24 protein-coding genes and 1 riboswitch are annotated in these 21,582 nt (G+C 38.9%); of the genes, 14 read left to right on the forward strand and 10 right to left on the reverse strand.

The window, feature by feature from the left end; genetic code table 11:
• Positions 1 to 3: 3 nt before the first annotated feature.
• From D1953_RS10100 to D1953_RS10110, 3 genes are all read right to left on the reverse strand, one after another.
• Positions 4 to 846 carry a MetQ/NlpA family ABC transporter substrate-binding protein gene (locus D1953_RS10100; protein ID WP_119117053.1) on the reverse strand — a complete coding sequence of 281 codons (843 nt, stop codon included), beginning with the start codon at positions 844 to 846 and terminating at the stop codon, positions 4 to 6.
• Positions 847 to 912: 66 nt separating this feature from the next.
• On the reverse strand, positions 913 to 1,575 hold the full coding sequence (locus D1953_RS10105) for a methionine ABC transporter permease (RefSeq protein WP_425454266.1): 663 nt from the start codon (positions 1,573 to 1,575) through the stop codon (positions 913 to 915).
• Positions 1,568 to 2,578, reverse strand: coding sequence for a methionine ABC transporter ATP-binding protein (locus D1953_RS10110; RefSeq protein WP_119117055.1), 1,011 nt, complete (start codon positions 2,576 to 2,578; stop codon positions 1,568 to 1,570). Before D1953_RS10110 ends, D1953_RS10105 begins: the two co-directional genes overlap by 8 nt.
• Before the next feature lie 60 nt (positions 2,579 to 2,638).
• A riboswitch (SAM riboswitch) is annotated at positions 2,639 to 2,743 on the reverse strand.
• A gap of 365 nt (positions 2,744 to 3,108) precedes the next feature.
• On the opposite strand from D1953_RS10110, the gene D1953_RS10115 reads away from it, so the two are divergent.
• On the forward strand, positions 3,109 to 3,921 hold the full coding sequence (locus D1953_RS10115; protein ID WP_119117056.1) for an MBL fold metallo-hydrolase: 813 nt from the start codon (positions 3,109 to 3,111) through the stop codon (positions 3,919 to 3,921).
• A 40-nt stretch (positions 3,922 to 3,961) separates the two neighbouring features.
• Here D1953_RS10115 and D1953_RS10120 read toward each other — a convergent pair whose 3' ends face one another.
• The 6 genes from D1953_RS10120 to D1953_RS10145 all read right to left on the reverse strand — a co-directional run bounded on the left by D1953_RS10120 (position 3,962) and on the right by D1953_RS10145 (position 9,611).
• Entirely contained in the window at positions 3,962 to 4,150 is a 189-nt protein-coding gene (locus D1953_RS10120; protein WP_119117057.1) for a hypothetical protein, read from the reverse strand.
• 168 nt (positions 4,151 to 4,318) lie between these two features.
• The gene (locus D1953_RS10125) at positions 4,319 to 4,528 is read right to left on the reverse strand and encodes a YheE family protein (RefSeq protein ID WP_119117058.1); all 210 of its coding nucleotides are present in this window, start codon (positions 4,526 to 4,528) and stop codon (positions 4,319 to 4,321) included.
• Positions 4,529 to 4,592: 64 nt separating this feature from the next.
• Positions 4,593 to 5,792 (reverse strand): YheC/YheD family endospore coat-associated protein, encoded by a 1,200-nt coding sequence (locus D1953_RS10130; RefSeq protein ID WP_119117059.1) that lies wholly within the window; start codon positions 5,790 to 5,792, stop codon positions 4,593 to 4,595.
• Positions 5,789 to 7,153, reverse strand: a complete 1,365-nt coding sequence (locus D1953_RS10135; RefSeq protein WP_119117060.1) for a YheC/YheD family endospore coat-associated protein — start codon at positions 7,151 to 7,153, stop codon at positions 5,789 to 5,791. Before D1953_RS10135 ends, D1953_RS10130 begins: the two co-directional genes overlap by 4 nt.
• Positions 7,154 to 7,160: 7 nt before the next feature.
• On the reverse strand, positions 7,161 to 8,231 hold the full coding sequence (locus D1953_RS10140; protein WP_119117061.1) for a YheC/YheD family endospore coat-associated protein: 1,071 nt from the start codon (positions 8,229 to 8,231) through the stop codon (positions 7,161 to 7,163).
• 21 nt (positions 8,232 to 8,252) lie between these two features.
• Positions 8,253 to 9,611 carry a YheC/YheD family endospore coat-associated protein gene (locus D1953_RS10145; RefSeq protein ID WP_119117062.1) on the reverse strand — a complete coding sequence of 453 codons (1,359 nt, stop codon included), beginning with the start codon at positions 9,609 to 9,611 and terminating at the stop codon, positions 8,253 to 8,255.
• A gap of 137 nt (positions 9,612 to 9,748) precedes the next feature.
• On the opposite strand from D1953_RS10145, the gene D1953_RS10150 reads away from it, so the two are divergent.
• The 3 genes from D1953_RS10150 to D1953_RS10160 all read left to right on the forward strand — a co-directional run bounded on the left by D1953_RS10150 (position 9,749) and on the right by D1953_RS10160 (position 12,344).
• Positions 9,749 to 10,882, forward strand: coding sequence for a DUF445 domain-containing protein (locus tag D1953_RS10150; RefSeq protein ID WP_119117063.1), 1,134 nt, complete (start codon positions 9,749 to 9,751; stop codon positions 10,880 to 10,882).
• 125 nt (positions 10,883 to 11,007) lie between these two features.
• On the forward strand, positions 11,008 to 11,364 hold the full coding sequence (locus D1953_RS10155; RefSeq protein WP_119117064.1) for a YlbF/YmcA family competence regulator: 357 nt from the start codon (positions 11,008 to 11,010) through the stop codon (positions 11,362 to 11,364).
• A 113-nt stretch (positions 11,365 to 11,477) separates the two neighbouring features.
• Positions 11,478 to 12,344 (forward strand): Cof-type HAD-IIB family hydrolase, encoded by an 867-nt coding sequence (locus D1953_RS10160; RefSeq protein WP_119117065.1) that lies wholly within the window; start codon positions 11,478 to 11,480, stop codon positions 12,342 to 12,344.
• A gap of 117 nt (positions 12,345 to 12,461) precedes the next feature.
• On the opposite strand, the gene D1953_RS10165 is transcribed toward D1953_RS10160, so the two are convergent.
• Positions 12,462 to 12,917 (reverse strand): DinB family protein, encoded by a 456-nt coding sequence (locus D1953_RS10165; RefSeq protein WP_119117066.1) that lies wholly within the window; start codon positions 12,915 to 12,917, stop codon positions 12,462 to 12,464.
• Positions 12,918 to 13,145: 228 nt separating this feature from the next.
• Between D1953_RS10165 and urtA the strand changes: the two genes are divergently transcribed.
• From urtA to D1953_RS10215, 10 genes are all read left to right on the forward strand, one after another.
• Positions 13,146 to 14,393: an urea ABC transporter substrate-binding protein gene (gene urtA, locus D1953_RS10170; RefSeq protein ID WP_119117067.1), complete on the forward strand. Its 1,248-nt coding sequence runs from the start codon at positions 13,146 to 13,148 to the stop codon at positions 14,391 to 14,393.
• Between the two features lie 57 nt (positions 14,394 to 14,450).
• Positions 14,451 to 15,353: an urea ABC transporter permease subunit UrtB gene (gene urtB / locus D1953_RS10175; protein WP_119117182.1), complete on the forward strand. Its 903-nt coding sequence runs from the start codon at positions 14,451 to 14,453 to the stop codon at positions 15,351 to 15,353.
• Positions 15,354 to 15,373: 20 nt separating this feature from the next.
• Complete coding sequence (gene urtC / locus D1953_RS10180; protein WP_182480573.1) at positions 15,374 to 16,450, forward strand: urea ABC transporter permease subunit UrtC; 1,077 nt, start codon at positions 15,374 to 15,376, stop codon at positions 16,448 to 16,450.
• Positions 16,425 to 17,177: an urea ABC transporter ATP-binding protein UrtD gene (gene urtD, locus D1953_RS10185; RefSeq protein ID WP_119117069.1), complete on the forward strand. Its 753-nt coding sequence runs from the start codon at positions 16,425 to 16,427 to the stop codon at positions 17,175 to 17,177. Before urtC ends, urtD begins: the two co-directional genes overlap by 26 nt.
• Complete coding sequence (urtE, locus tag D1953_RS10190) at positions 17,171 to 17,872, forward strand: urea ABC transporter ATP-binding subunit UrtE (RefSeq protein WP_119117070.1); 702 nt, start codon at positions 17,171 to 17,173, stop codon at positions 17,870 to 17,872. The genes urtD and urtE overlap by 7 nt, the downstream gene beginning before the upstream one ends.
• Positions 17,873 to 18,051: 179 nt before the next feature.
• The gene (locus D1953_RS10195; protein WP_119117071.1) at positions 18,052 to 18,354 is read left to right on the forward strand and encodes an urease subunit gamma; all 303 of its coding nucleotides are present in this window, start codon (positions 18,052 to 18,054) and stop codon (positions 18,352 to 18,354) included.
• A 12-nt stretch (positions 18,355 to 18,366) separates the two neighbouring features.
• A complete protein-coding gene (locus D1953_RS10200) occupies positions 18,367 to 18,690 on the forward strand; it encodes an urease subunit beta (RefSeq protein ID WP_119117072.1) in 324 nt (107 codons plus the stop codon).
• Positions 18,687 to 20,396, forward strand: a complete 1,710-nt coding sequence (ureC, locus tag D1953_RS10205; RefSeq protein ID WP_119117073.1) for an urease subunit alpha — start codon at positions 18,687 to 18,689, stop codon at positions 20,394 to 20,396. The genes D1953_RS10200 and ureC overlap by 4 nt, the downstream gene beginning before the upstream one ends.
• A 10-nt stretch (positions 20,397 to 20,406) precedes the next feature.
• On the forward strand, positions 20,407 to 20,853 hold the full coding sequence (gene ureE, locus D1953_RS10210) for an urease accessory protein UreE (protein ID WP_119117074.1): 447 nt from the start codon (positions 20,407 to 20,409) through the stop codon (positions 20,851 to 20,853).
• A complete protein-coding gene (locus tag D1953_RS10215) occupies positions 20,846 to 21,532 on the forward strand; it encodes an urease accessory protein UreF (protein ID WP_182480568.1) in 687 nt (228 codons plus the stop codon). Before ureE ends, D1953_RS10215 begins: the two co-directional genes overlap by 8 nt.
• Positions 21,533 to 21,582 lie beyond the last annotated feature (50 nt).

Below are 21,582 nucleotides of genomic sequence, written 5' to 3' on the forward strand. Positions count from 1 at the left end.
TAATTATTTCTTCATCCACTCCGGTTTACCGAAGCCTTTAAACTCTTTGTCGATAACTTCTTCAAACTCATCTGATTCAACAGCTGCTTTAATATCTTTAGCAAATTGAGCGTCTACATTTTTCGTATCCACTACGACACGATTACGATACTCATCTGGCATATTTTCAACAGCAATTGCATCTTCGATTTTCATTTTTGCTGCAATAGCAAAGTTTCCTGGTACAGCAGATAAGTCAACACTATCTGTAGCACGCGGTAATTGGGCTGCTTCTAATGGTTTAATTTGAATGTTTTTCGGGTTACTTGTTACATCTTTTTCTGACAAGGTTAACTGATTAGCAGCTGGGTCAACTTCAATTAGTTTAGCCTCTACTAGAATTTTTAGCGCACGAGCCATATTAGATGGATCATTTGGAACGGCGATAGATGTACCGTCTTTTATTTCATCTAAAGATTTATATTTCTTTGAATAAATGCCCATTGGTGCTGTTGGAACAACAATCAATTCAGAAAGTTGTAAGTTATTTTCCTTTGCAAATGTTTCCATGTAGTATTTGTGTTGGAATAGATTTGCATCAATGGATCCATTGCTTAGAGCAAGGTTCGGTTGAACATAATCACTAAATTCAACGACTTCTACTTTATATCCGGCTTTTTCAAGTGATGGTTGAATCGCTTTTTTAACCATATCAGCAAAAGGACCGCTTGTTGCACCAATTTTCAGTTCTTTTTTCTCTTCGTTTGTGTTTGAAGCCGTATCTTTGTCTTCGCTTTTTTCATTGCCGCAAGCTGCTAAAGCAAGGGCAAGAACAAGAACGAATAATAAGGACGCCCATTTTTTCATTTTATAACTCCTCCTAAATATTAAATAATGTATTAAAACTTTCCATGAAGAAAGAAATAATCGTAATTATCGTTTATCAACTAAATAAGAAAGCTTGTCCCCGATAATTTGAATGATTTGCACAAGGCAAATGAGAACAATAATTGTCAGAATCATAACTGTGTTGTCGTAGCGGTAGTAGCCAAAGCGAATGGCTAAATCGCCAATTCCTCCGCCGCCAATCGTCCCTGCCATAGCTGAGAATCCAATGAGTGAAATGGTTGTTAAGGTTAAACCTTGAATAATGCCTGGTTTTGCTTCAGCGAGCAGGACATCTTTAATAATCATCCATGGTGAAGCACCAACAGCAATCGCTGCCTCAATAATTCCTTTATCAATTTCACGTAAAGAGGTTTCAACAATTCGAGCAAAAAACGGAATCGCTGCTACGGATAATGAAACAGATGCGGCAATTGGTCCAATCGTTGTTCCTGTTATTAATTTAGTGAAAGGAAGCAATGCTACTAATAGAATGATATATGGAATAGATCGTACAAGGTTTACAATGAATCCAAGCAGACTATTGATAAATGTATTTTCAAAAAATAAATTTTTCGCTGTTATAAAGAGTAAAACTCCAAGCGGTAAACCGAGAATCAGGGCGATTGCAAGCGAGATACCGACCATATAGACCGTTTCCAGAAACGCTTTATTAAGGTCAGGAAGTATAGCTGTAATCGATTCAAGCATGATGTATCACCTCCACATAGCTAGTTCGTTTGTTGATATAGTCTAAAGCCGCTTGAATGTCATTGGTGTTCCCGGTTAATTCAACAATAAGTATGCCTAAAGGAATGTTTTGGATATATTCAATTTTCCCGTGCAAAATGTTGGCCTTTACCGGATGTTCTTGTAATAAGTCTGAAAGAACGGCTTCACTAGCGAGCTGACCTTCAAATTGAATTTTGATAATGCTTCCTTTACTTTCCCTAATTAAATGAGAAGGGAGTTCAAAATCTAAGACGCTTTCGATAAATTGTTTCGTTAATGCTTGTTTAGGCTGAGCGAACACACCGTATACGTCGCCTTCTTCAATTATGCGTCCATCTTGCATAACGGCTACCCGATGACACAGTTCTTTTACAACCTCCATTTCATGGGTAATTAAGACGATTGTAATTCCGAACTCTTTATTAATCTTTTTCAGTAATTGTAAAATGGCTTTTGTTGTTGTTGGGTCAAGTGCAGATGTTGCCTCATCGCATAAAAGAACGGTAGGATTGTTTGCTAATGCACGGGCAATTCCAACACGTTGTTTTTGTCCGCCGCTTAATTGAGCAGGATATACATCTTTTTTATCACTAAGACCAACCATTTCGAGTAATTCAAGCACACGTTTGCGAATGGCTTCAGGTGATTGATGTGCCGCTTTTAAGGCGAAAGCAACGTTATCAAACACTGTTTTCGAACTGATGAGTGAAAAGTGTTGAAAAATCATTCCGATTTTCAGTCGTTGTTTTCGTAATGCTTTACCCGATAATTTCGTTAAATCAACACCATCAATAATTACTTGGCCTTTTGTTGGACGCTCTAATAAATTAATCGAACGAATTAAAGAGCTTTTACCAGCACCGCTATATCCAACAATTCCAAAAATTTCTCCTTTTTGAATTGTCAAGGATACATCATCAACGCCGACAACTCGACTTTTCTTCGTGATGTATTCCTTTCGTAACGATCGAATTTCAATCATAGACGTTCCCTCCCTAAAAAGCCCCTTTCTGAGTGAAAGAGGCGACATAATCCATATCACGACTTATCTTCCAGAATTGTATCTCTGCAGGAAGTAGCACCGTGCCTCGAATAGGCGGTTGCCGGACGTCATTGGGCCTGATCCCTCGGTCACTCTTGATAAGTATTTGTTATTTTGAAATATTTTCGAATATTTATATTAGAATATTATTTGTTATAGTTTGAAAAGTCAATATATTTTTAGGGGAATGATGTAATAATTACGAAAAAAATATTTGTATATTATTACATTTCAGGATTCAACTTACTCTCTCTAGCTGAAAATTGTTAGTTGAAGCTTAGGTGTATTTATTATTTTTAGATAAGAAATAGATCTGTGTTTTTAATGAATTTATTATTCTTCATGGAATTGTACCTGTCTATTTTTAGTATTTTCCATATATTTCTTGTAAGTGTTATGCGTCTTATATACAGTTAATGGTAATAGGGATTCATTTGATAGACAGTAATAAAAACGAATGGGGGATAAGCATGATAGAAAGGAAGAGGGTAGGAGATGTAGAATGGGTACATGGGAAAGTAGAACTTGCACAATCTAAGCTGGGTGTAAATGTCTTTGTAACAGATGGTTTAATGATTGATACAGGATCAGAGTCTATGTTGTCTGAATTGATTCCTTTTTTTCAGTCGGTCGATTTTGATCAAGTAGTGCTTACGCATTATCATGAAGATCATACAGGTGGTTGTGCTTGGATTCAAAAACATAAACAAGTACCATTATTTATTCATTCGATGTCGCTTGATGTTTGTTCCAAACAGGGAGAATATCCGGATTATCGTAAACGGGTTTGGGGAGTGCGAGAGGGGTTTCAAGCGCGCCCAATTGGAGAAACGATACAATCTCGTCATCATATATGGAGGGCTATTTTTACACCGGGACATGCGAGAGATCATATGTCTTATTTAAATGAAAGCAACGGTGTACTTTTTTCAGGTGACTTATTTGTTATGCCAAAAACAAAAGTGATTTTGCGGGAGGAGTCTATTCCGACAATTATACATTCTATTAAGAAGGTGTTGCGATATGATTTTCAAGAGGTTTTCTGTTGTCATGCAGGCTATCTTTCAAATGGCAGAGAATTATTTCAAGTGAAGCTTGACTATTTAGAAAATTTACAGGGAGAAATTATTCGACTGCATCAACAAGGGTTAACTGTTGAGGAGATTCAACAAAAAGTTTTACCGAAGCATTATCCGATTATAGAGTACTCCGACTATGAATGGGATTCGAAACATATTATTACGTCCATTCTTAGAGAGGAGCAGTCCGTTAGTATAAGGTGAATAAATGTGAGCTGACCTTATAGGGTCAGCTCACATTTAATTAATCTAAACGATTTACGTTTGGAGGTGTTTCATCATAGAACTCATGAGCTTCTTCGATGTTTTGGTTATTACCGGATGTATAGACGTTTCCTCCAGCTAGTCCCTCATCAATAATACGGTCAATATCTAAAAAAACAGAGTCTCGCTTGTTAAATTCCGCATCTTTTAAAAATTTATCTTTGTCCAAAAAAGTCCCTCCTTAGCTTTTGCTTCTGTATCTTGTAACATACAGTGCTATTTTTAATTCAACTAGCCATCAAGACGACGAAGCGCTGACGGAAGTTGTCATTATAGTTTGAGCAGGGAAGGGACTTTTTTATTCAGCGTATATTTGTAACGCAGAGGATCAGTTACATCACTCATATACGTGAAATAGCATAAGCTCATGTATAGCTTGTTTTAACTCCGCTTCTAAATGATCCGAAGGCTGTATATTCTTCCATTCAATTTGTCCATCTTTATGGTAAATGGCTTGATAATGTTGTTTATTTACATAAAAAGAAATTTTCCAGCCAGGTAAAGTATTGTCTTTGAACAACGGTTTCCATTGAAAATGAGTAATCATGAAAAAACCTCCTCTATAGCTATTCCGATTTGTTTCATTATACTGGAAAAAAGAATAGAAGAGGTTATTTTTTATCATCATTTGGGTATTTTAATTCAATAAATAAATTTTTTAATTGATGCAGTCGAGTGGTTTCAATATCCGTTTCATCGAATTGCATCGGTTTTGAATTCACTTCATAAATAAAAAGGTCCCCAGCTTCATTTTCGCCAAGATCAATTGAAAATTCACCGATAAAACCTAATTGATGAGATAGAACGTCGCCGCAAGTTTGAGCAATTTCTGTTAATTGTTGATCTAAAGCTGGTGTTGTCACTTCATGATAAGGAATGATTTTCCCTCCCGTTGGCACATGAGTGGTGATTTCTTGTGTTTGTGACATTCTGACACCTTTCCCGCTTAGCTTGAAACGGCCTTGTTCGTAATGAACAAGCAGGCGGTAATCATAGCGATGCCCATTTTTCTTCTTAGGAACAATCGCTTGTTGAGCTAAATATTTCTTCGAGTGAAGCTGCTGTTTATAAACATTCCAATAGGCTTGAAGGGTAGGGAACGTTTCTACCTCTGTTGGGCTTACTAATTGGATGGATTTATCTCGTTTACAAGTTAAGGTATGAATCCCTTTGCCTCGATTTCCATCTCTAGGTTTTAAATAAATGGTTGAATAGGTGCGAAGAAAAGAAGCTAGTTGATTTATATTGTCGACAACAATCGTTTTCGGTAGAAGCTGCTTGAGCCTTTCGTGTTGTTGAAAGGTTGTATACATCTCATATTTATCAATAAAACAAGGGTTGAACATCTTAATGTGCTTATTGGAGAATAGAGTTTTTAGTTGTTGAAAGGAGTCGGATGCTTCAAAGGGACGTGATGGAATTCGATTATAGACAATATGAGGGAGGGGGACGATAATTTTTTTCCAGGTATTTAGCTCCAAACAGTATATGAATCCATGAGGTTGTTCCTGCAGGACATCATTTGCTGTGAAAACATAACATAAAATACCGTGCTGTAATAAATAAGAATGCAAGGATTGGAACAAGGGAAGGTTCCCGCCCAATCCTATTTTATTTTTTCCGTTTGTTGTTAAAATGCCAATTGTTAATATTTCGTTCCTATGAAAGGGCCTTACATCAAAGCTTTGAACATCTTGAAGAAATAAGGGATGTTGGTAAGGAATTTCTATTTGATCAGCCCCGAATGTAACGGTTAATCCGTTTTGCCCGTGCCACCACTGTTTAGTCGATGAGTTATAAAAGATTTTCATTTTATTCCACCGATAGCGTGCGTAATCGATTGTCCGGCGAGATAAACAGCATAATCTAGGCTCATTTTCCTCGTTAAAAGTTCAAACTCTTGAAGTTCAGGATGGGAGAAGATAGAGCGGCCAGGTTTGGAATTAGCTTCAAACATCCATACTCGACCATGTTTATCAACCCCTAGGTCAAAGCCAATTTCCGCAATAATTCCATCAAGGTGATTTTCAATGCTTTCACTTAAAGTAAGCGCAGCTTTTGTTAGCTTTTGTTCTATCTCTAGTATTGTTTGGTGATCTTCGAATAGTTCTTGGATGGTTTTAATGACCCCGCCGTTTTTTACATGAGTTGTAATGCTGCCGGATCCCGCTACTTTTGCTGCGATAGCGGTGACTTGCCACTCGTCTTGGTTGTTTTTATTCGTATGAACTCGAAAATCGACAGGGCGTTTTTCAGAACGCATGAGGGGAATTCCTTGTTGAACAATTAGATTTTCTAACGGGCGATTTCGAAAAACATGATTCATTAGAGCTTCTAAAGATGAAAAACGTTGCAGTTTAGTTTCTTCTTTTTCGTTTGTATAGCGGCAATAATACATATGTTCATGCTTATCATATAAAATTTGATGAATACCAAGTCCAAGGCTTCCGTGAACGGGTTTAATAAACACTTGCCGGTAGTTTGAAAGGAGGTGCTCGATTGTAGAAAAAGAAGAAAGAGGATATGTTTCTGGTAAGTAAGGGAGTGCTTTTTCATCATCACTTAATCGTTCATAGACATCCCATTTATTAAAAAATCCTGGATTATACCATGGAATCCTATATAGTTTTTGGAATTTTCGTTTTACTTCTTTTGGACCGCTTTGATTCTCTGTTCTTCGATTCGGAAGCCGGTCGTATATGACATTTGGAAGTGGAAAATCATTCATTTTCCATTCATTCTCTTCGTATATAAAGCCATGAATCGTTTCATCATCCCAGTTAATATGCTGCTCACCGAAAACAAAGGGAATACAACCTGTTTCTGTATTAAGTGAAAGTAATTGAGAGAAAAAATGAGACCGTTCGCCCAACGGTTTATTATGAAATCCAGTAAATCCAGATGAAAAGATGCCGACGAGCGGTCCAATATGAAGTCGATTTTTATCTGCAAATAGATGAAGCGGCGTATTTGTTTCGGTAAATCGTAAAGAGTTTGCTAAGCTTTCTGATAGGACAATCTTCTGTGCATTAGCAGGATTTTGTTTTACAGCAGCGGGACAGGAATGCTGCCCAAAACAAACGATCTCAATGGCAGCAAATTCTAGCTCTGAAGGATAGAAAAGTATATCGTTCTGAAGCTTTGCAATTTCAACAGGATACACGTTCTTCATAAAGTAATTATTCACCTGCCTTCAAGAGAGAATGAGCTAAATATTGACTGTATAAAATAGGGGAGTGATAGAGCTGATCGTATTGGTCAGGATAGAGTAGTTCAATCATTTTTCTTCCTGGCTTTGAATTAATATCTAAAATCCACACCTGACCGCTTCGGTCGATTCCAAGATCAATGCCAAGTTCGAATAATCGGTGGAAGGTTGCTTCTACTTGTTCAGGCAGTGTCCGCAAAATATGGTGAATCGTTTGTTCGGCGGCTAGTGGAAGGACGTCGCGATATTGCTGTAAGAAGGCTGTAATTGGAAGAAAGAGTCCACCTGTAGCAATGTTAGCGGTAATATGATCTTTTTGTCCGAGTCGAATGCCGCGTCCTTTTTCCACCCATTGATTTCGTTTGTCTTTTTGCATCAGAATACGGAAATCGAATGGTTCATTTTGAGCAGTGGCCAGTTCTAAATAAGGCTGACAAAGGTAACTGTAGCGTTGTAGTAAGCGATCGACCCATTTATTTAATTGTGATTTCGATTGGAAGAGGCGCTTGTATGTTTCTGTTTTCTTTGTCATTGTGACGTTTATGCCGGCATCTGTTCTCTCGAGTAAGTAAATGCCTGTTCCGCGTGCACCGAAAGAGGGTTTTAACACGATTCGTTCGTGCTCCTCTAGCTGTGTCCACATATCTTCCGCTGTTTCAATTTGTACGGTTTTTGGTAAAAAGGCTTGCAAGAGAGGATGGTCTTTTAGCGCTTTATAGACATCCCATTTACTAGGAAGACCGTACCCTAAAAAGACGCTCTGTTTTTTGAGCCAATTTACTTTTTCCGTAATTTCTGTTGTTTCACGAGTTAAACCATAGAAGCTGCGATCATAAACAAAATCGGGCAGAGGAACCGTTTTGTTCACCCAGCTTTCCTGTTCGGAGTCCCATATCTCTGCTTGGATCTCCTTTGTTTTCATATCAATTTGTAGAGGTGAGAAACGACAAACCTCTACTTGATGCTGCTGGGCAGCTTTAGCTAATTCCGTTACATAATGCTGTTCATTTGAGAAATTTGTCGTCATAATTCCGAATAGCATATAGAGACAAACTCCTTTCTATCATCCTTCATTTTTTAAAGTATGCTGAAGCGTACTCATGTAATCAATCAGTGCTTTTACCGATGGTCTTAATTTATCCCTTGTACCATCAAATCGTTTAGAAGGTTTAGAGTTTACTTCAATAATCCATGGATGGAATTGTTCATCAAGTGCCAAATCAATTCCTAACTCTCCTAGTAATCCTTCATGTTGTTTATCTAGGGAGTGAGCTGTCTTTTTGGCAAGGTGAGTAAGAGTGTGATAAAGGTGAATGGCCTGCTGGCGATCGAATCGCTCTTTTAAAAACTGAATGCCATTCTTCATTTCTGCTCCACGTGCTATATTGGAGACGATATGTCCAGTATCGCCGATTCGCGCAACCGCAGAGGTTACCTTCCAAATGTCTTCCTTCGTTTGGTGAAGGAGTATACGAAAATCGACTTTCTTATGTTCCCATTCAAGCAATGGAATCCCTTTTTGAATAATAAAGGAGCGTTGCTTGCAAAATTTCTTTAGGTAAAAGAACAGTTCCGCTTCCGATTGAACAAAGTGGGTATCCTGAGTGTTGCCTGAATGTTCAAATAACCAGCCTTTCTCCAGTTTGGTCACTTTGCCAATATGTTTGCCTTGACTTCCAAAAATCGGCTTTACATAAATAACAGCATGATGTTGGAGAAAAGAACAGAAGGCTTCTTGCACTCCAAATGAAATGGTATCTGGTAAGTGCGGCTGCAGGTTTTCGTCTTGTACGAGCATTTCATGGACTGCCCATTTAGAAAGAAAGCACGAGTTAAAGAGTGGGATTTTTTTTGCTTGTAAATGGGCTGTGAATTGTTCAAAACGATCGGTCCTTTCTAAACGGCGTGAATGAATCCGATTGTATAGTACACTGGGAAATGGAAGCGTACAGGGTTCCCAACTGTTTTCGTGGAACCAATAACCTGTAATGACTTCACTTTCAAGCGACTGTAACGTTGTTAAATAAAAGGGGATGCCTAGAGTAGTAGAGTAGGTATGCATCTCTTGAAAAAAAACGTCCATCTCACCGAATGTTCCATCTGTAAGAAGAGATTGATTTGTTAATAGGGCAAGAAATGGGCCGATAATAATGGTCTTAGTGGATGGTAAGAATGTGACGGAGATCGGGTGAGTGAATGGTGGAAGAGTTAAGTATTGTGAAGCGAAATTTGATAATTTGCATTCCCTGCTTGTTGAAGAAAAGGACTCCACTGCTATTTCTATAGAACGTTGACCAGCCTTGATCGAAAGAGTTTCCCCGTATTGAAGCTGCCATTTTGTAAAGGTGGTTTCATCGATATACATCAATGCTTTTTTTTCTTGAATAGTAGATATCAATAGTTTAGAAGATTGACCGTTCATGTATATTCCCCGTTTGCACTTAGTTTCGGATGCTTTATAATAAGACAATGGGCAAATGTGGATAACGTATTCTATGTTTTGTGGAAATAGAGTGTGTCTAGAAATCAATACATTTAGCAATAAAAGGAGAAATCATCATGGATTTATGGATGAAACTTGTATTCATGGTTGTGGTCGGTGCGATCATTGGAGGAATTACGAATTTAATTGCCATTAAAATGTTGTTTCGTCCGTATAAAGCGGTGTATATTTTTGGGAAACAACTACCGTTTACTCCTGGTTTAATGCCGAAGCGTCAAGGAGAATTGGCACATCAGCTTGGTAGGGTCGTAGTGGAATATTTAATTACTCCTGAGAGTCTGCAACAGCGTATCGTTAATGATACCTCTAAACAAAATACGAAAGAGTTTGTTGGGGCAGAAGTGAAGAAAGTGTTAACGACTGAAAAAAGTATTGCGGAGTTATTAGAACAATATGGGTTAAGTAGTGTGGGGGAGACAGTAGAGCAGCGTGTACAAGCTTTTGTGCTTGATAAATATGAAGAGTGGATGGTGGCGAATCGCGGCAAAAACCTTCGCCAACTTATTTCACCTGAGCTGCATGAAAAAGTGACGGAACAAATCCCGGAGCTTTCTGCTTACATTGTTACGAAGGGGAAAGAATACTTCCGAAGTAAGGAAGGGAAAGCTCGCTTAGAGGCGATGTTGGATGACTTTTTTAAAGAGCGTGGAAAACTAATTAATTTAATTCAAATGTTTATTGGAAATGATGCTTTGATTGATAAAATACAACCGGAAATTCTAAAATTTTTAGAGCAACGGCGTACAACCAATTTTGTAGAAGAATTGTTGCAAAAAGAGTGGAGTCAGATTAGTGAGTGGGAAATTCAAAAAGTTGAAAATCTAGTTGGTGCACATGAGATAAAACAAGTAGTTATCGAAAAAACATCTGAATGGATTTCGGTGGATGCTATTATGAACAAGCAGGTAAAAGATGTAGCAGATCCGTTTGTTGATTCGATTGTTGATAAAGCTGTGCCGGCGATGCTGGATCAGTTGGTGGACCGTGTAAGTGAATATATGCCGGCGTTAGTTAAAAGGCTTCGTTTAGACGAAATCGTTGAAGAACAAGTAGCAGCTTTTTCCGTTCAAAAATTAGAAGAAGTAGTTGTATCGATTGCGAAGCGTGAATTATCAATGATTACGTATTTAGGAGCGCTTTTAGGCGGAATTATTGGATTGTTTCAAGGGTTATTCGTTACGCTTTTATAGACTAATATGATTCAATACTATTCCTTTCTAGAAAAATAGAGACGACGATTTGTTCGGCTTTATTAGGATGATTATGTTATAGTGGGAAAGATGTAACAATATACTGAACAGAAGGAGGGCGAAACATGAGTAACGCATATGATGCAGCTTATGCAATGGAGCGAGCAATTCGTTCTAGTAATGAATATGTAGAGTTAAAACGATTATATGATCTTGTGAACGCTGACCCAGCTTCAAAGGGGATGTTTGATAACTTTCGTAACATTCAAATGATGCTTCAGCAAAAGCAGATGATGGGTCAAGAAATTACGCAAGAAGAAATTGAGCAAGCGCAAAAAACGGTTCAACTTGTTCAACAGCATCCAACAATTGCTCAATTGATGGAAGCGGAACAAAGAATGAGTGTAGTAATTGCAGATTTAAATAAAATTATTATGAAGCCTCTTGAAGAACTATACGGTCTTCCTGGCCAAGGCTCATAAGTTTGTACTCCCTGCTTTGGATGGTGGGGAGTTTTTTTACGGTCTCTGTTTTGTTCTACTTAGCGTACTTCGTTCATAAATTAGGGTAGACATTACAGATGGGAGAGATCAACATGGTGTATCGTCTATTAGCGGTTAATATTGACGGAACGTTACTGCAGTCAAATGGCCGTTTAAATAAAGCTACGAAAGAGGCCGTTGAATATGTATCCCAAAAAGGTGTACGCATTGCACTTGTAACGAATAGAAATTATTACTCTGCTAAAAAAGTAGCGAAGGCGCTCAAGATAAATCCGATGATGGTCGCTCATCAAGGGGCTTTTGTTGGAGAGACGATTGAAAAGCCTTTATTTGTAAAAAGGTTGACAGAGGAGCTTACGTTAGAAATCGTCCGATTACTAGAAACGACATCGTGTCAGATTCAGCTTATTCATGAAAAAGGATCGTTAGGAAATAGAATTCATCTTCCGGAAAAACTAGTAAGTCGAGCTAAAATGACGCTAAATGAACCGAGTATGTTTTCGCAGCAGTATGTGGAAGTGCTTAGTGAGGAGCTTCAAAAAAAGCCGTGTGAACCAATAAAAATCGATATTCAATTTGTAAAAGGAATGGACCAACGAGATATAAAGAGGTTGATTGGAGAGTTGTTTCCGGAAGTAGAAGTGATTGATCAATCTGATCAAAGGCTGATACTTGTACCGAAAGGTGTGTCAAAATGGAGCGGGCTGCTATATTTAGCCGACTATTTAGGAATCAAGAGGCAGGATATTGTCGCCATTGGTGATGGTCTAGATGATATAGATATGATTAATGGAGTCGGTCTCGGTGTGGCAATGGGAAATGCTGCACCAGAAGTGAAGCGAGTAGCTAAATGGGTAACCCGTTCTAATGATGAGAACGGTGTAGCATACATGTTGAAAGAGTTTTTCCGTAAACAGCCGCCTATTGAATTTTTACAAAAAATGAATATGTTGAAATAACAATAAGCCCTTCACTTAATGAGTGAAGGGCTTATTGTTTTATGGTTTCGCTCGCTGTATAAGATTCTTTGGTTCAGGTGTGTGTGATTGTAGTCACACACACCTTTTTAGTTGATCTTAGTTAGCTGCATCAATTACGCGCTTCATGGCATGAATTTGTCCAAGGTGATTAGACTCATGAAATAAAGCAAGCGTAAATATTTCCCCTACTGTTTCAAGACCTAAAAAAGGCTGTGGCAGTTTTTCGTTGTAGCGCTCTTCTGGAATGGCGAGAATTCGGTTCACTTGTTCTTGCAGCTGTTGTACTAATGTTTCAACGCTTGGCACTTCACCTTTCCAATCTGCTGGTTTTGATCCATACCCAAATAATTCACCATAATTAGCAGGCAGGTGATTTGTGTGAGGGTAGCCAAGTAAAAATTGCTCAGCGACAGTTAAGACATGACCGATATGCCAATGAATGGTGTTATTGAATCCGTTTGGCTGGATATCGAACAGCTCCGGATTGATTCCTTCGATTTCGCTTAATACTTTTTGACGTGTTAATTGAAGTTGGCTGTTTAAATAGTTCATGTGAAAAATCCCCTTAGTTATAATTATTTGAATTAAACGATTACATAAGTGGAATTATAGCAAGTAATTTCCTGTGGAAGCAAATATTCAGATTATGAATAGCAAAATTTTACTTGAAATTGTCAGAATATTATTTATAATTAATTGTAATAAAAAGTTACATATTATGTAATTTTTGTTATTATTTTGTTTTTTTGGCAATTAAAATTAAGAAAAGGGGTTGGAAGAATGGGGAAAATGACCAAAAATTTGTTTCTTATGTTAGTTATTCTCACATTTATGTTAGCTGGTTGTGTAGGTAGTAATGCAACAAACAATGAAAGTGATACTTCTGATGAGAAAGGTGAGAAAGGAGATACGGTTAAAGTTGGGGTGTTGCATTCATTAAGTGGAACGATGGCGATTAGTGAAGTGTCGTTGAAGAATGCAGAATTAATGGCCATTGAAGAAATCAATGAAGCTGGTGGTGTGTTAGGTAAGAAGATAGAGCCGGTTATAGAAGATGGTGCGTCGGATTGGCCTACATTTGCGGAGAAAGCAAAGAAGTTGCTGCAAAGTGATGAGGTTGCAACGATTTTTGGGGGATGGACATCAGCTAGTAGAAAGGCAATGTTGCCAGTAGTTGAACAAAATAATGGATTGCTGTGGTACCCGGTTCAATATGAAGGGATGGAGTCTTCTCCTAATATTTTTTATACGGGTGCAACAACAAATCAACAAATTGTTCCTGCTGTGAGTTGGTTGCTTGAAAATAAAGGGAAGAAATTTTTCCTGATTGGTTCAGATTATGTGTTTCCGCGTACGGCGAATAAAATCATTAAAGCGCAGTTGAAGGCTGAAGGTGGAGAGTTGCTTGGTGAAGAGTATACTCCTTTAGGACATACAGATTATAGTACGTTGATTAGTAAAATTAAAGCGGCTAAACCAGATGTTATTTTTAACACATTAAATGGAGATAGTAATGTAGCTTTCTTTAAACAATTAAAGGATGCTGGTATTGGACCTAAAGATATGCCTGTTCTTTCGGTTAGTATTGCTGAAGAAGAGATTAGAGGGATTGGCGGCGATGTATTAGCGGGGCATTACACGGCTTGGAATTATTATCAAACGATAGATACGCCTGAGAATAAGGATTTCGTAGAAAAGTATAAAGCGAAATATGGTGAGGAGTTAGTAACGGATGATCCGATTGAAGCGGCTTATTTTGCGGTATACTTATGGGCTGCTGCCGTAGAGAAAGCTGGTTCATTTGATGTAGATAAAGTAAGAGCGGCCTCTGACGGCATTGAAGTTCAAGCTCCAGGAGGGAAAGTTAAAATAGAAGGTTCTAACCAACATACATGGAAAGTGGTTAGAATTGGAGAAATTCAAGAAGATGGCTTGATTAAGGAATTGTGGAATTCGGGTGAAGCGGTGAAGCCTGATCCGTATTTAGAAGGATATGATTGGGCAAAAGGATTAAGCAGCGGAGAATAAAGTATTTTACTAGCCTTCTTTGAGTTCAAAGAGGGCTAGATGAAAGGAGGCGCGGCAATGGAAATATGGGCTTCTCAACTTTTTAATGGTTTAAGCTATAGTTCTTTTTTACTTCTCATTGCGCTTGGGTTAGCGATTACATTCGGGTTAATGAAAGTAATGAATATGGCGCATGGAGACATGATTATGATAGGTGCCTATGTAACTTATTCGACTCAATTAATTTTTTCCTCATTTATGCCTCAAAATATGTTTGACTACTATTTTTTATTTTCTATTCCTATTGCCTTTGTTGTAACAGCTTGTATTGGTTGGATTTTAGAAAAGAGTTTAATTCAGTTTTTATATAACAGACCACTAGATAGTATGCTGGCTACTTGGGGAGTTAGTTTAATTTTACAGCAAATTGCACGTACTATTTTTGGGGCGCCGAATGTTGCGGTTAAAACACCTTCTTGGTTAGATGGTGGCTTGCAAATAGCTGCTGTAACCCTTCCTTATAAACGGTTGTTTATATTAGTGTTAGTTGGTTTGTGCCTTACTGGTTTGTATGTTTATTTATACCGTACAGCTGCGGGGCGCAGGATGACAGCTGTTACTTTGAATAGGCAAATGGCTTCTTGCTTAGGTGTGAACACTCGAAAGGTAGATGCGGGAGCGTTTGCTCTTGGTTCTGGATTAGGTGGTGTGGCTGGCTGCGCTTTGACCTTGCTTGGCCCGGTTGGACCGACTGTGGGAACGAATTATATTATTGATGCTTTTATGATTGTTATTCTAGGTGGAATCGGGAATTTGAAAGGGACGTTGATCGGTGCTGTGGTTATCGGGCTAATAAGTACTTTTGTTGAATTTGGTTCTAGCGCTACCATTGCAAAAGTGGTTGTATTTGCTCTTATTATTCTCTTTTTACAATGGAAGCCATTCGGTTTAATTTCTACAAGATCGAGAGCGTTAGATTAAGAGGAAGAGAGGTGGCTGTTGTGAAAAATATTTCTCGTAGCAGTTATGCTTTATTGTTTATTTTTCTTCTTTGTGCCCCGTTATTTTTGCATGATTTTCGGGTAGCGTTACTTGCGAAGTTTCTGTGCTTTGCTATTCTCGCTGTCGGGATTTGTTTGATATGGGGGTATACAGGGATTCTAAGTCTTGGGCACGGTGTATTTTTTGGATTAGGAGCTTATTGTGTAGCGATGTATTTAAAATTAGAGGCTTCTCCGACGGGGATTCCAGATTTTATGGGATGGAGTGGAATTGTTGAATTACCTGGATTGTGGAAGCCTTTTGCGAATCCTTATTTTGCGATAAGTGCAGCCGTTATTGTACCGGTGCTTTTAGCGTTGGTGCTCGGGTATTTCACCTTTAAAAATAGAATTCGAGGAGTTTATTTTTCGTTAATCTCTCAAGCTTTAGTTGTTGTTTTTGTTACGTTGTTCATCGGGAAGCAAGAGATAACAGGAGGAACGAATGGCTTAACGAATTTTAGTACGGCATTTGGTATTTCTTTAACTAATCGCGGTGTTCAGCAAGTTTTATATTTTATTACAGTTGGATTTCTCTTATTAACGGTCGCCTTTGCGTTGTGGTTAACGAAAAGCAGGGCTGGGAAATTGTTGATGGCTATCCGTGAAGGTGAGAATAGGGTGAGGTTTTTAGGATACAATCCTACCTCTTTTAAAGTGTTTGTTTATTGTGTTTCGGCTGCTCTAGCGGGGGTGGCAGGAGGGTTATTTGTTCTTCAAGTAGGGATGATTTCTCCGGAAATGATGGGGATTATTCCTTCGATAGAAATGGTGCTTTGGGTTGCTGTAGGTGGTCGATATTCTATTTTTGGGGCGGTGATTGGAGCTATTTTGACAAATAGTGCGAAAAGTTTCTTTAGCGAATCTTATCCTGATTTTTGGTTGTTCTTCTTAGGTGGGCTATTTATCCTCGTTGTATTAGTGATGCCTAATGGGCTTGTTGGATTAGGGAAGTCTGTTGGTGAAAAAATAACGTCCCGAATTAAGAAGAAAGAAAAGGAGGATGTTCAACATGAAGCCGGTCCTTACGTGTCGTGATATTAAAGTAGATTTTGATGGTTTTTATGCCCTTAAGGGGGTTAATTTAAATGTGTTTCATGAAGAGGTTCGTTTTTTGATTGGGCCGAATGGAGCTGGTAAGACAACGTTGCTGGATGTGATTTGTGGGAAGACAAGGGCGACTAATGGCCAAGTGATTTTTGAAGGTTCGGGGCAGATTGATAAAATGCAGGAGCATAAAATCGCTTCTGCAGGTATTGCTCGAAAGTTTCAAGCTCCTTCTATTTTTCCTAAATTAACAGTCTTTGAGAATCTTGAATTATCGGTGAAGCAAAAAAAATCGGTATGGGCCTTGTTGACGGCGAAGTTGAATTCAGAAGTAAAGGCGAAAATTGATTATATTTTGGAAAAGATTAATTTACAAAATGAAAGGAATCGAGAAGCGGGAGAATTGGCTCATGGGCAGAAACAGTGGTTGGAGATTGGGATGCAGTTGATTCAAGAGCCGAATCTGTTGTTGCTGGATGAACCGATTGCTGGTATGTCTGGTGTGGAAAGAGAAAAAACCGGTTATTTAATTCATGATATTGCTAAAGAATGCTCGGTTTTAGTTGTTGAACATGATATGGATTTTGTTCGTAACTTCTCAAAACAAGTGACTGTAATGCATGAAGGAGCTGTTTTATGTGAAGGGTCGATGGCGGAGGTTCAAGAGAATGAACAAGTAGTAGAAGTCTATTTAGGGAGAGGGAAAAAGGTATGTTAACGGCTAGGGGATTGCGGGCAGGATATGATGAGAGTATGGTGCTTCATGACGTAGACTTTTGCATTGAACCGGGTAAGGTAACTGGTATTTTGGGTCGGAATGGTGTGGGGAAATCGACTTTCTTAAAATCGATCATTGGGCTTGTTCCGCTTAGAAATGGATGCCTTTCTTGGGAAGGGGAGAATATTACAAAGAGGAAGCCGGATAAACGTGCCCGGTTGGGAATTGGGTATGTACCTCAAGGGAGAGAAATATTTTCTTCGTTAACTGTTGAGGAAAATTTATTATTAGGTCTAGAAGTTTTGAAGGGTAAAAAAAGAAAGCAGTCTATTCCGAAGGAGATTTTTGAATGGTTTCCCGTTTTAAAAGAGATGTTACATCGTAAAGGTGGAGATTTAAGTGGTGGTCAACAACAACAATTAGCGATTGCGAGGGCGATGATTGGTAATCCGAAAATTTTATTGTTAGATGAACCGATGGAAGGGATTCAACCGTCGATTGTGCAGCTTATTCAAGAAGTTATTGGAATCATTGCTAAAGAGAAGGGAATCGGTGTTGTTTTAGTTGAGCACAATGTAGATTTAGCGTTAGAGTGTTCGGATTATATTTATGTTATGGACAGAGGTACAATGGTTGCTGAAGGAAAAGTTTCTGAGGTGAAATTTGAGGATATTGAACAATTTTTAGTTGTTTAAATAAGTTACATGCTTTGTAAGTCCCTTTAGAAATTGGAGGGACTTTTATTTGGTTGGGGGAGTATTTCGTTTTGATTATTGTAAATTTTACTTGAAAATGTCAGAAAATTGATTATAATGAAGTTATTAATGTGAGGAAACATAACGTGATTGGGTTATGTTATTGAAGGGGGCATTTTATGCGCTTAACATCTCGTGAGCAGGAGAAATTGTTAGTCGTAGTCGCTGCTGACTTAGCGAGACGACGTAAGGATCGCGGATTGAAGTTGAATTACCCTGAAGCGGTTGCTCTGATTACATACGAAATTATGGAGGGAGCCCGTGACGGAAAAACGGTAGCTGAATTGATGCAGTTTGGAAGAACGATATTAACAAGTGAAGAGGTAATGGAAGGGATTGCCGATATGATTCATGATATTCAAGTTGAGGCAACGTTTCCGGACGGGACGAAGCTTGTGACAGTTCATAATCCGATTCAGTAAGGAGAGGAACAGATGATACCTGGTGAATATAGATTACAAAAAACACCGATTGTGTGCAATGAAGGAAAAAAAGTACTGAAATTAACGGTGATTAACCGAGGTGATCGTCCGATTCAAGTGGGCTCTCATTTTCATTTTTTTGAAGTGAACAGAGGGTTGGAATTTGAACGTAGCCAGGCATTTGGTATGCGACTGAATATTCCTGCGGGAACGGCTGTCCGCTTTGAACCAGGGGATGCAAAGGAAATTGAGCTTGTGGCTTTTAGCGGAAAACGAGAAGTATACGGCTTAAATAATCAGACCGATAGAAAATTAGATGGGGAGGAGAAAGTGTGAGCCTTGAAATGTCACGTAAGCAATATGCTGATATGTTCGGTCCGACAAAGGGAGATTTAATACGACTCGCCGATACGGAGCTATTTATCGAAATTGAACAAGATTATGCAGTGTATGGCGATGAAGTGAAATTTGGTGGAGGGAAAGTCATTCGTGATGGCATGGGTCAGCACCCGCTTGCATCTAGAAGTGAAGTGATGGATTTAGTGTTGACGAACGCGATTATTCTTGACTATACCGGGATTATTAAGGCGGATATCGGTGTGAAAGATGGGAGAATTGCTGCCATTGGGAAAGCCGGAAACCCACTGCTTATGGATAATGTGACAATGGTGATTGGAGCAGCTACAGAGATTATTGCTGCTGAAGGGATGATTGTTACGGCTGGCGGCATTGATGCTCATATTCATTTTATTTGTCCGGATCAAATCGAAACGGCGCTTTCGAGCGGAGTTACAACGATGATTGGCGGCGGAACGGGACCGGCAACGGGAACGAATGCTACGACATGTACACCAGGTGCTTGGAATATTCACCGTATGCTCCAAGCTGCTGAACACTTCCCTATGAATCTAGGATTTTTAGGAAAAGGAAATGCCTCGGCAAAAGAACCCCTAATTGAACAAATCGAAGCTGGTGCTATTGGTCTGAAGCTGCACGAAGATTGGGGAACGACATCTGCAGCGATCGATACGAGTCTTACGGTTGCTGATGAATATGATATTCAAATTGCCATCCATACCGATACGCTCAATGAAGCAGGGTTTGTAGAAGACACGATTAAAGCAATTGGTGGTCGTGTGATTCATACATACCATACAGAGGGAGCGGGCGGTGGTCATGCACCCGATATTATTAAAGTAGCCAGTTTTCCTAATATTTTACCATCCTCAACAAACCCAACGAGACCTTATACGATTAATACTCTTGAAGAACATTTAGATATGCTGATGGTTTGTCATCATTTAGACCCTTCTGTCCCCGAAGACATTGCTTTTGCTGATTCGCGTATTCGAAAAGAAACAATCGCGGCTGAAGATATTTTACATGATTTAGGTGTATTCAGCATGATCAGCTCTGATTCCCAAGCGATGGGGCGAGTTGGAGAAGTCATTATGCGCACATGGCAAACGGCAGATAAAATGAAAAAACAACGCGGACGTTTAAGTGAAGAAACGTGTAAAGGCGATAATTTTCGTGTAAAACGATACGTGGCGAAATATACAATTAACCCTGCTATCGCACATGGCATAGCGGATGAAGTCGGTTCGATAGAAGTCGGAAAATTCGCTGATTTAGTTGTATGGGACCCCGCTTTTTTTGGAGTGAAGCCGGATTTAATTTTAAAAGGTGGAATGATCGCTGCTAGCATTATGGGAGACCCGAACGCGTCTATTCCCACTCCGCAGCCTGTCACATATCGCCCGATGTTTGCCAGCTTTGGTAAGGCTAGAGCTGCAACATCCATCACTTTTCTTTCTAAGGCAGCCTATGAAGCAGGCGTTCATCATGAATTAGGATTAAACAAACTGATTAAACCAGTGAGTAATGTTCGTCAGCTTGAAAAGAAGGATATGAAGTTTAATGGCGAAACTCCGGTCATAGAAGTGGATCCGCAAACATATGAAGTTACAGTAGATCAGCAATTGATTACATGTAAGCCAGCTGAAGTTTTACCAATGGCACAACGATATTTCTTATTCTGAGGTGAAATAGATGATTATTGAAAAAGTAATTGGAAACTTACGTGAGATTGATCAAGCAGGAAGACATCTTGAACGCGTCTATTTAGAAAGTGATGCACTTCGTAAAAGAATTCAGCGTGTTAAAACAGATCATGGAAAAGAGCTAGGGATTCGTTTAAAAGGAAATAAAGATTTAGCGGATGGCGACATTCTATATATGGATGAAAAGAATATCATTGCCATTCAAACATTAGCTGATGATGTATTAGCTATTCAGCCTGCGTCCATTGGTCAAATGGGAGAAGTTGCACATCAATTAGGCAATCGCCATTTACCAGCGCAGTTCGAAGGGGACGAAATGCTTGTTCAATATGATTATCTCGTTGAAAAGCTATTGACTGATATGAAGGTTCAATATCGTCGTGAAAAAAGAAAGGTTAAAGAAGCATTTCGTCATATCGGACATGCGCATGATTAAAGAAATCCTTCCGTTAATTCAGCTTTGTGATTCGAACTTTCCATCTGGAGCGTTTTCCCATTCCTTTGGATTGGAAACGTATATTCAAGAAGACTATGTAACTACTGCTGAGGAGTTAAAACAGTTTTTACATGTATATATTTTGAAATCATTAACGTATACAGATGGGCTTGGCTGTCGGATTGCCTATGATTTAGCAGCGGAACAGAAGCTTGAAGAGTTGTGGGCGTTAGATGAAGTCTTATATGCAAGTTGTTCTTCTGCAGAATCACGCGAAGCATCGCGGCGGATTGGCCAGCAAATGGCGCGTATGTGTTTAACGTTATATCCATCTGATACATTAGCAGATTATCAAAAAAAGATTAAGAAAAAGCAATGTTACGGTCATCCAGCGCTTGTATTTGCGCTTGTATGTTATGAGCTTACTATTTCAAGAGAGTTAGCAGTTATGAGTTGTTTATATGCAGGAGTATCTTCTCTGATACAAAATGCTGTGCGCGGTATTCCTTTAGGGCAAACAGACGGACAATTATTATTATTATGGGCGCATGAAGTTATCCAATCGGCTGTTGAGGTTGTCGAAGGGTTATCTGAATCAGCGCTTGGCCGAACTCAACCAGGTCTCGAAATTGCGCAAATGAGACATGAACAATTACATGTAAGACTATTTATGAGCTAAAGCTAATAGGAAAAGAGGTGAAGAGGTTTGTCTCTGGAGAAAGAGGCAGG

Origin of the sequence: Peribacillus asahii, from assembly GCF_003570725.1 — a bacterium.
Lineage (GTDB): Bacteria > Bacillota > Bacilli > Bacillales > DSM-1321 > Peribacillus > Peribacillus asahii.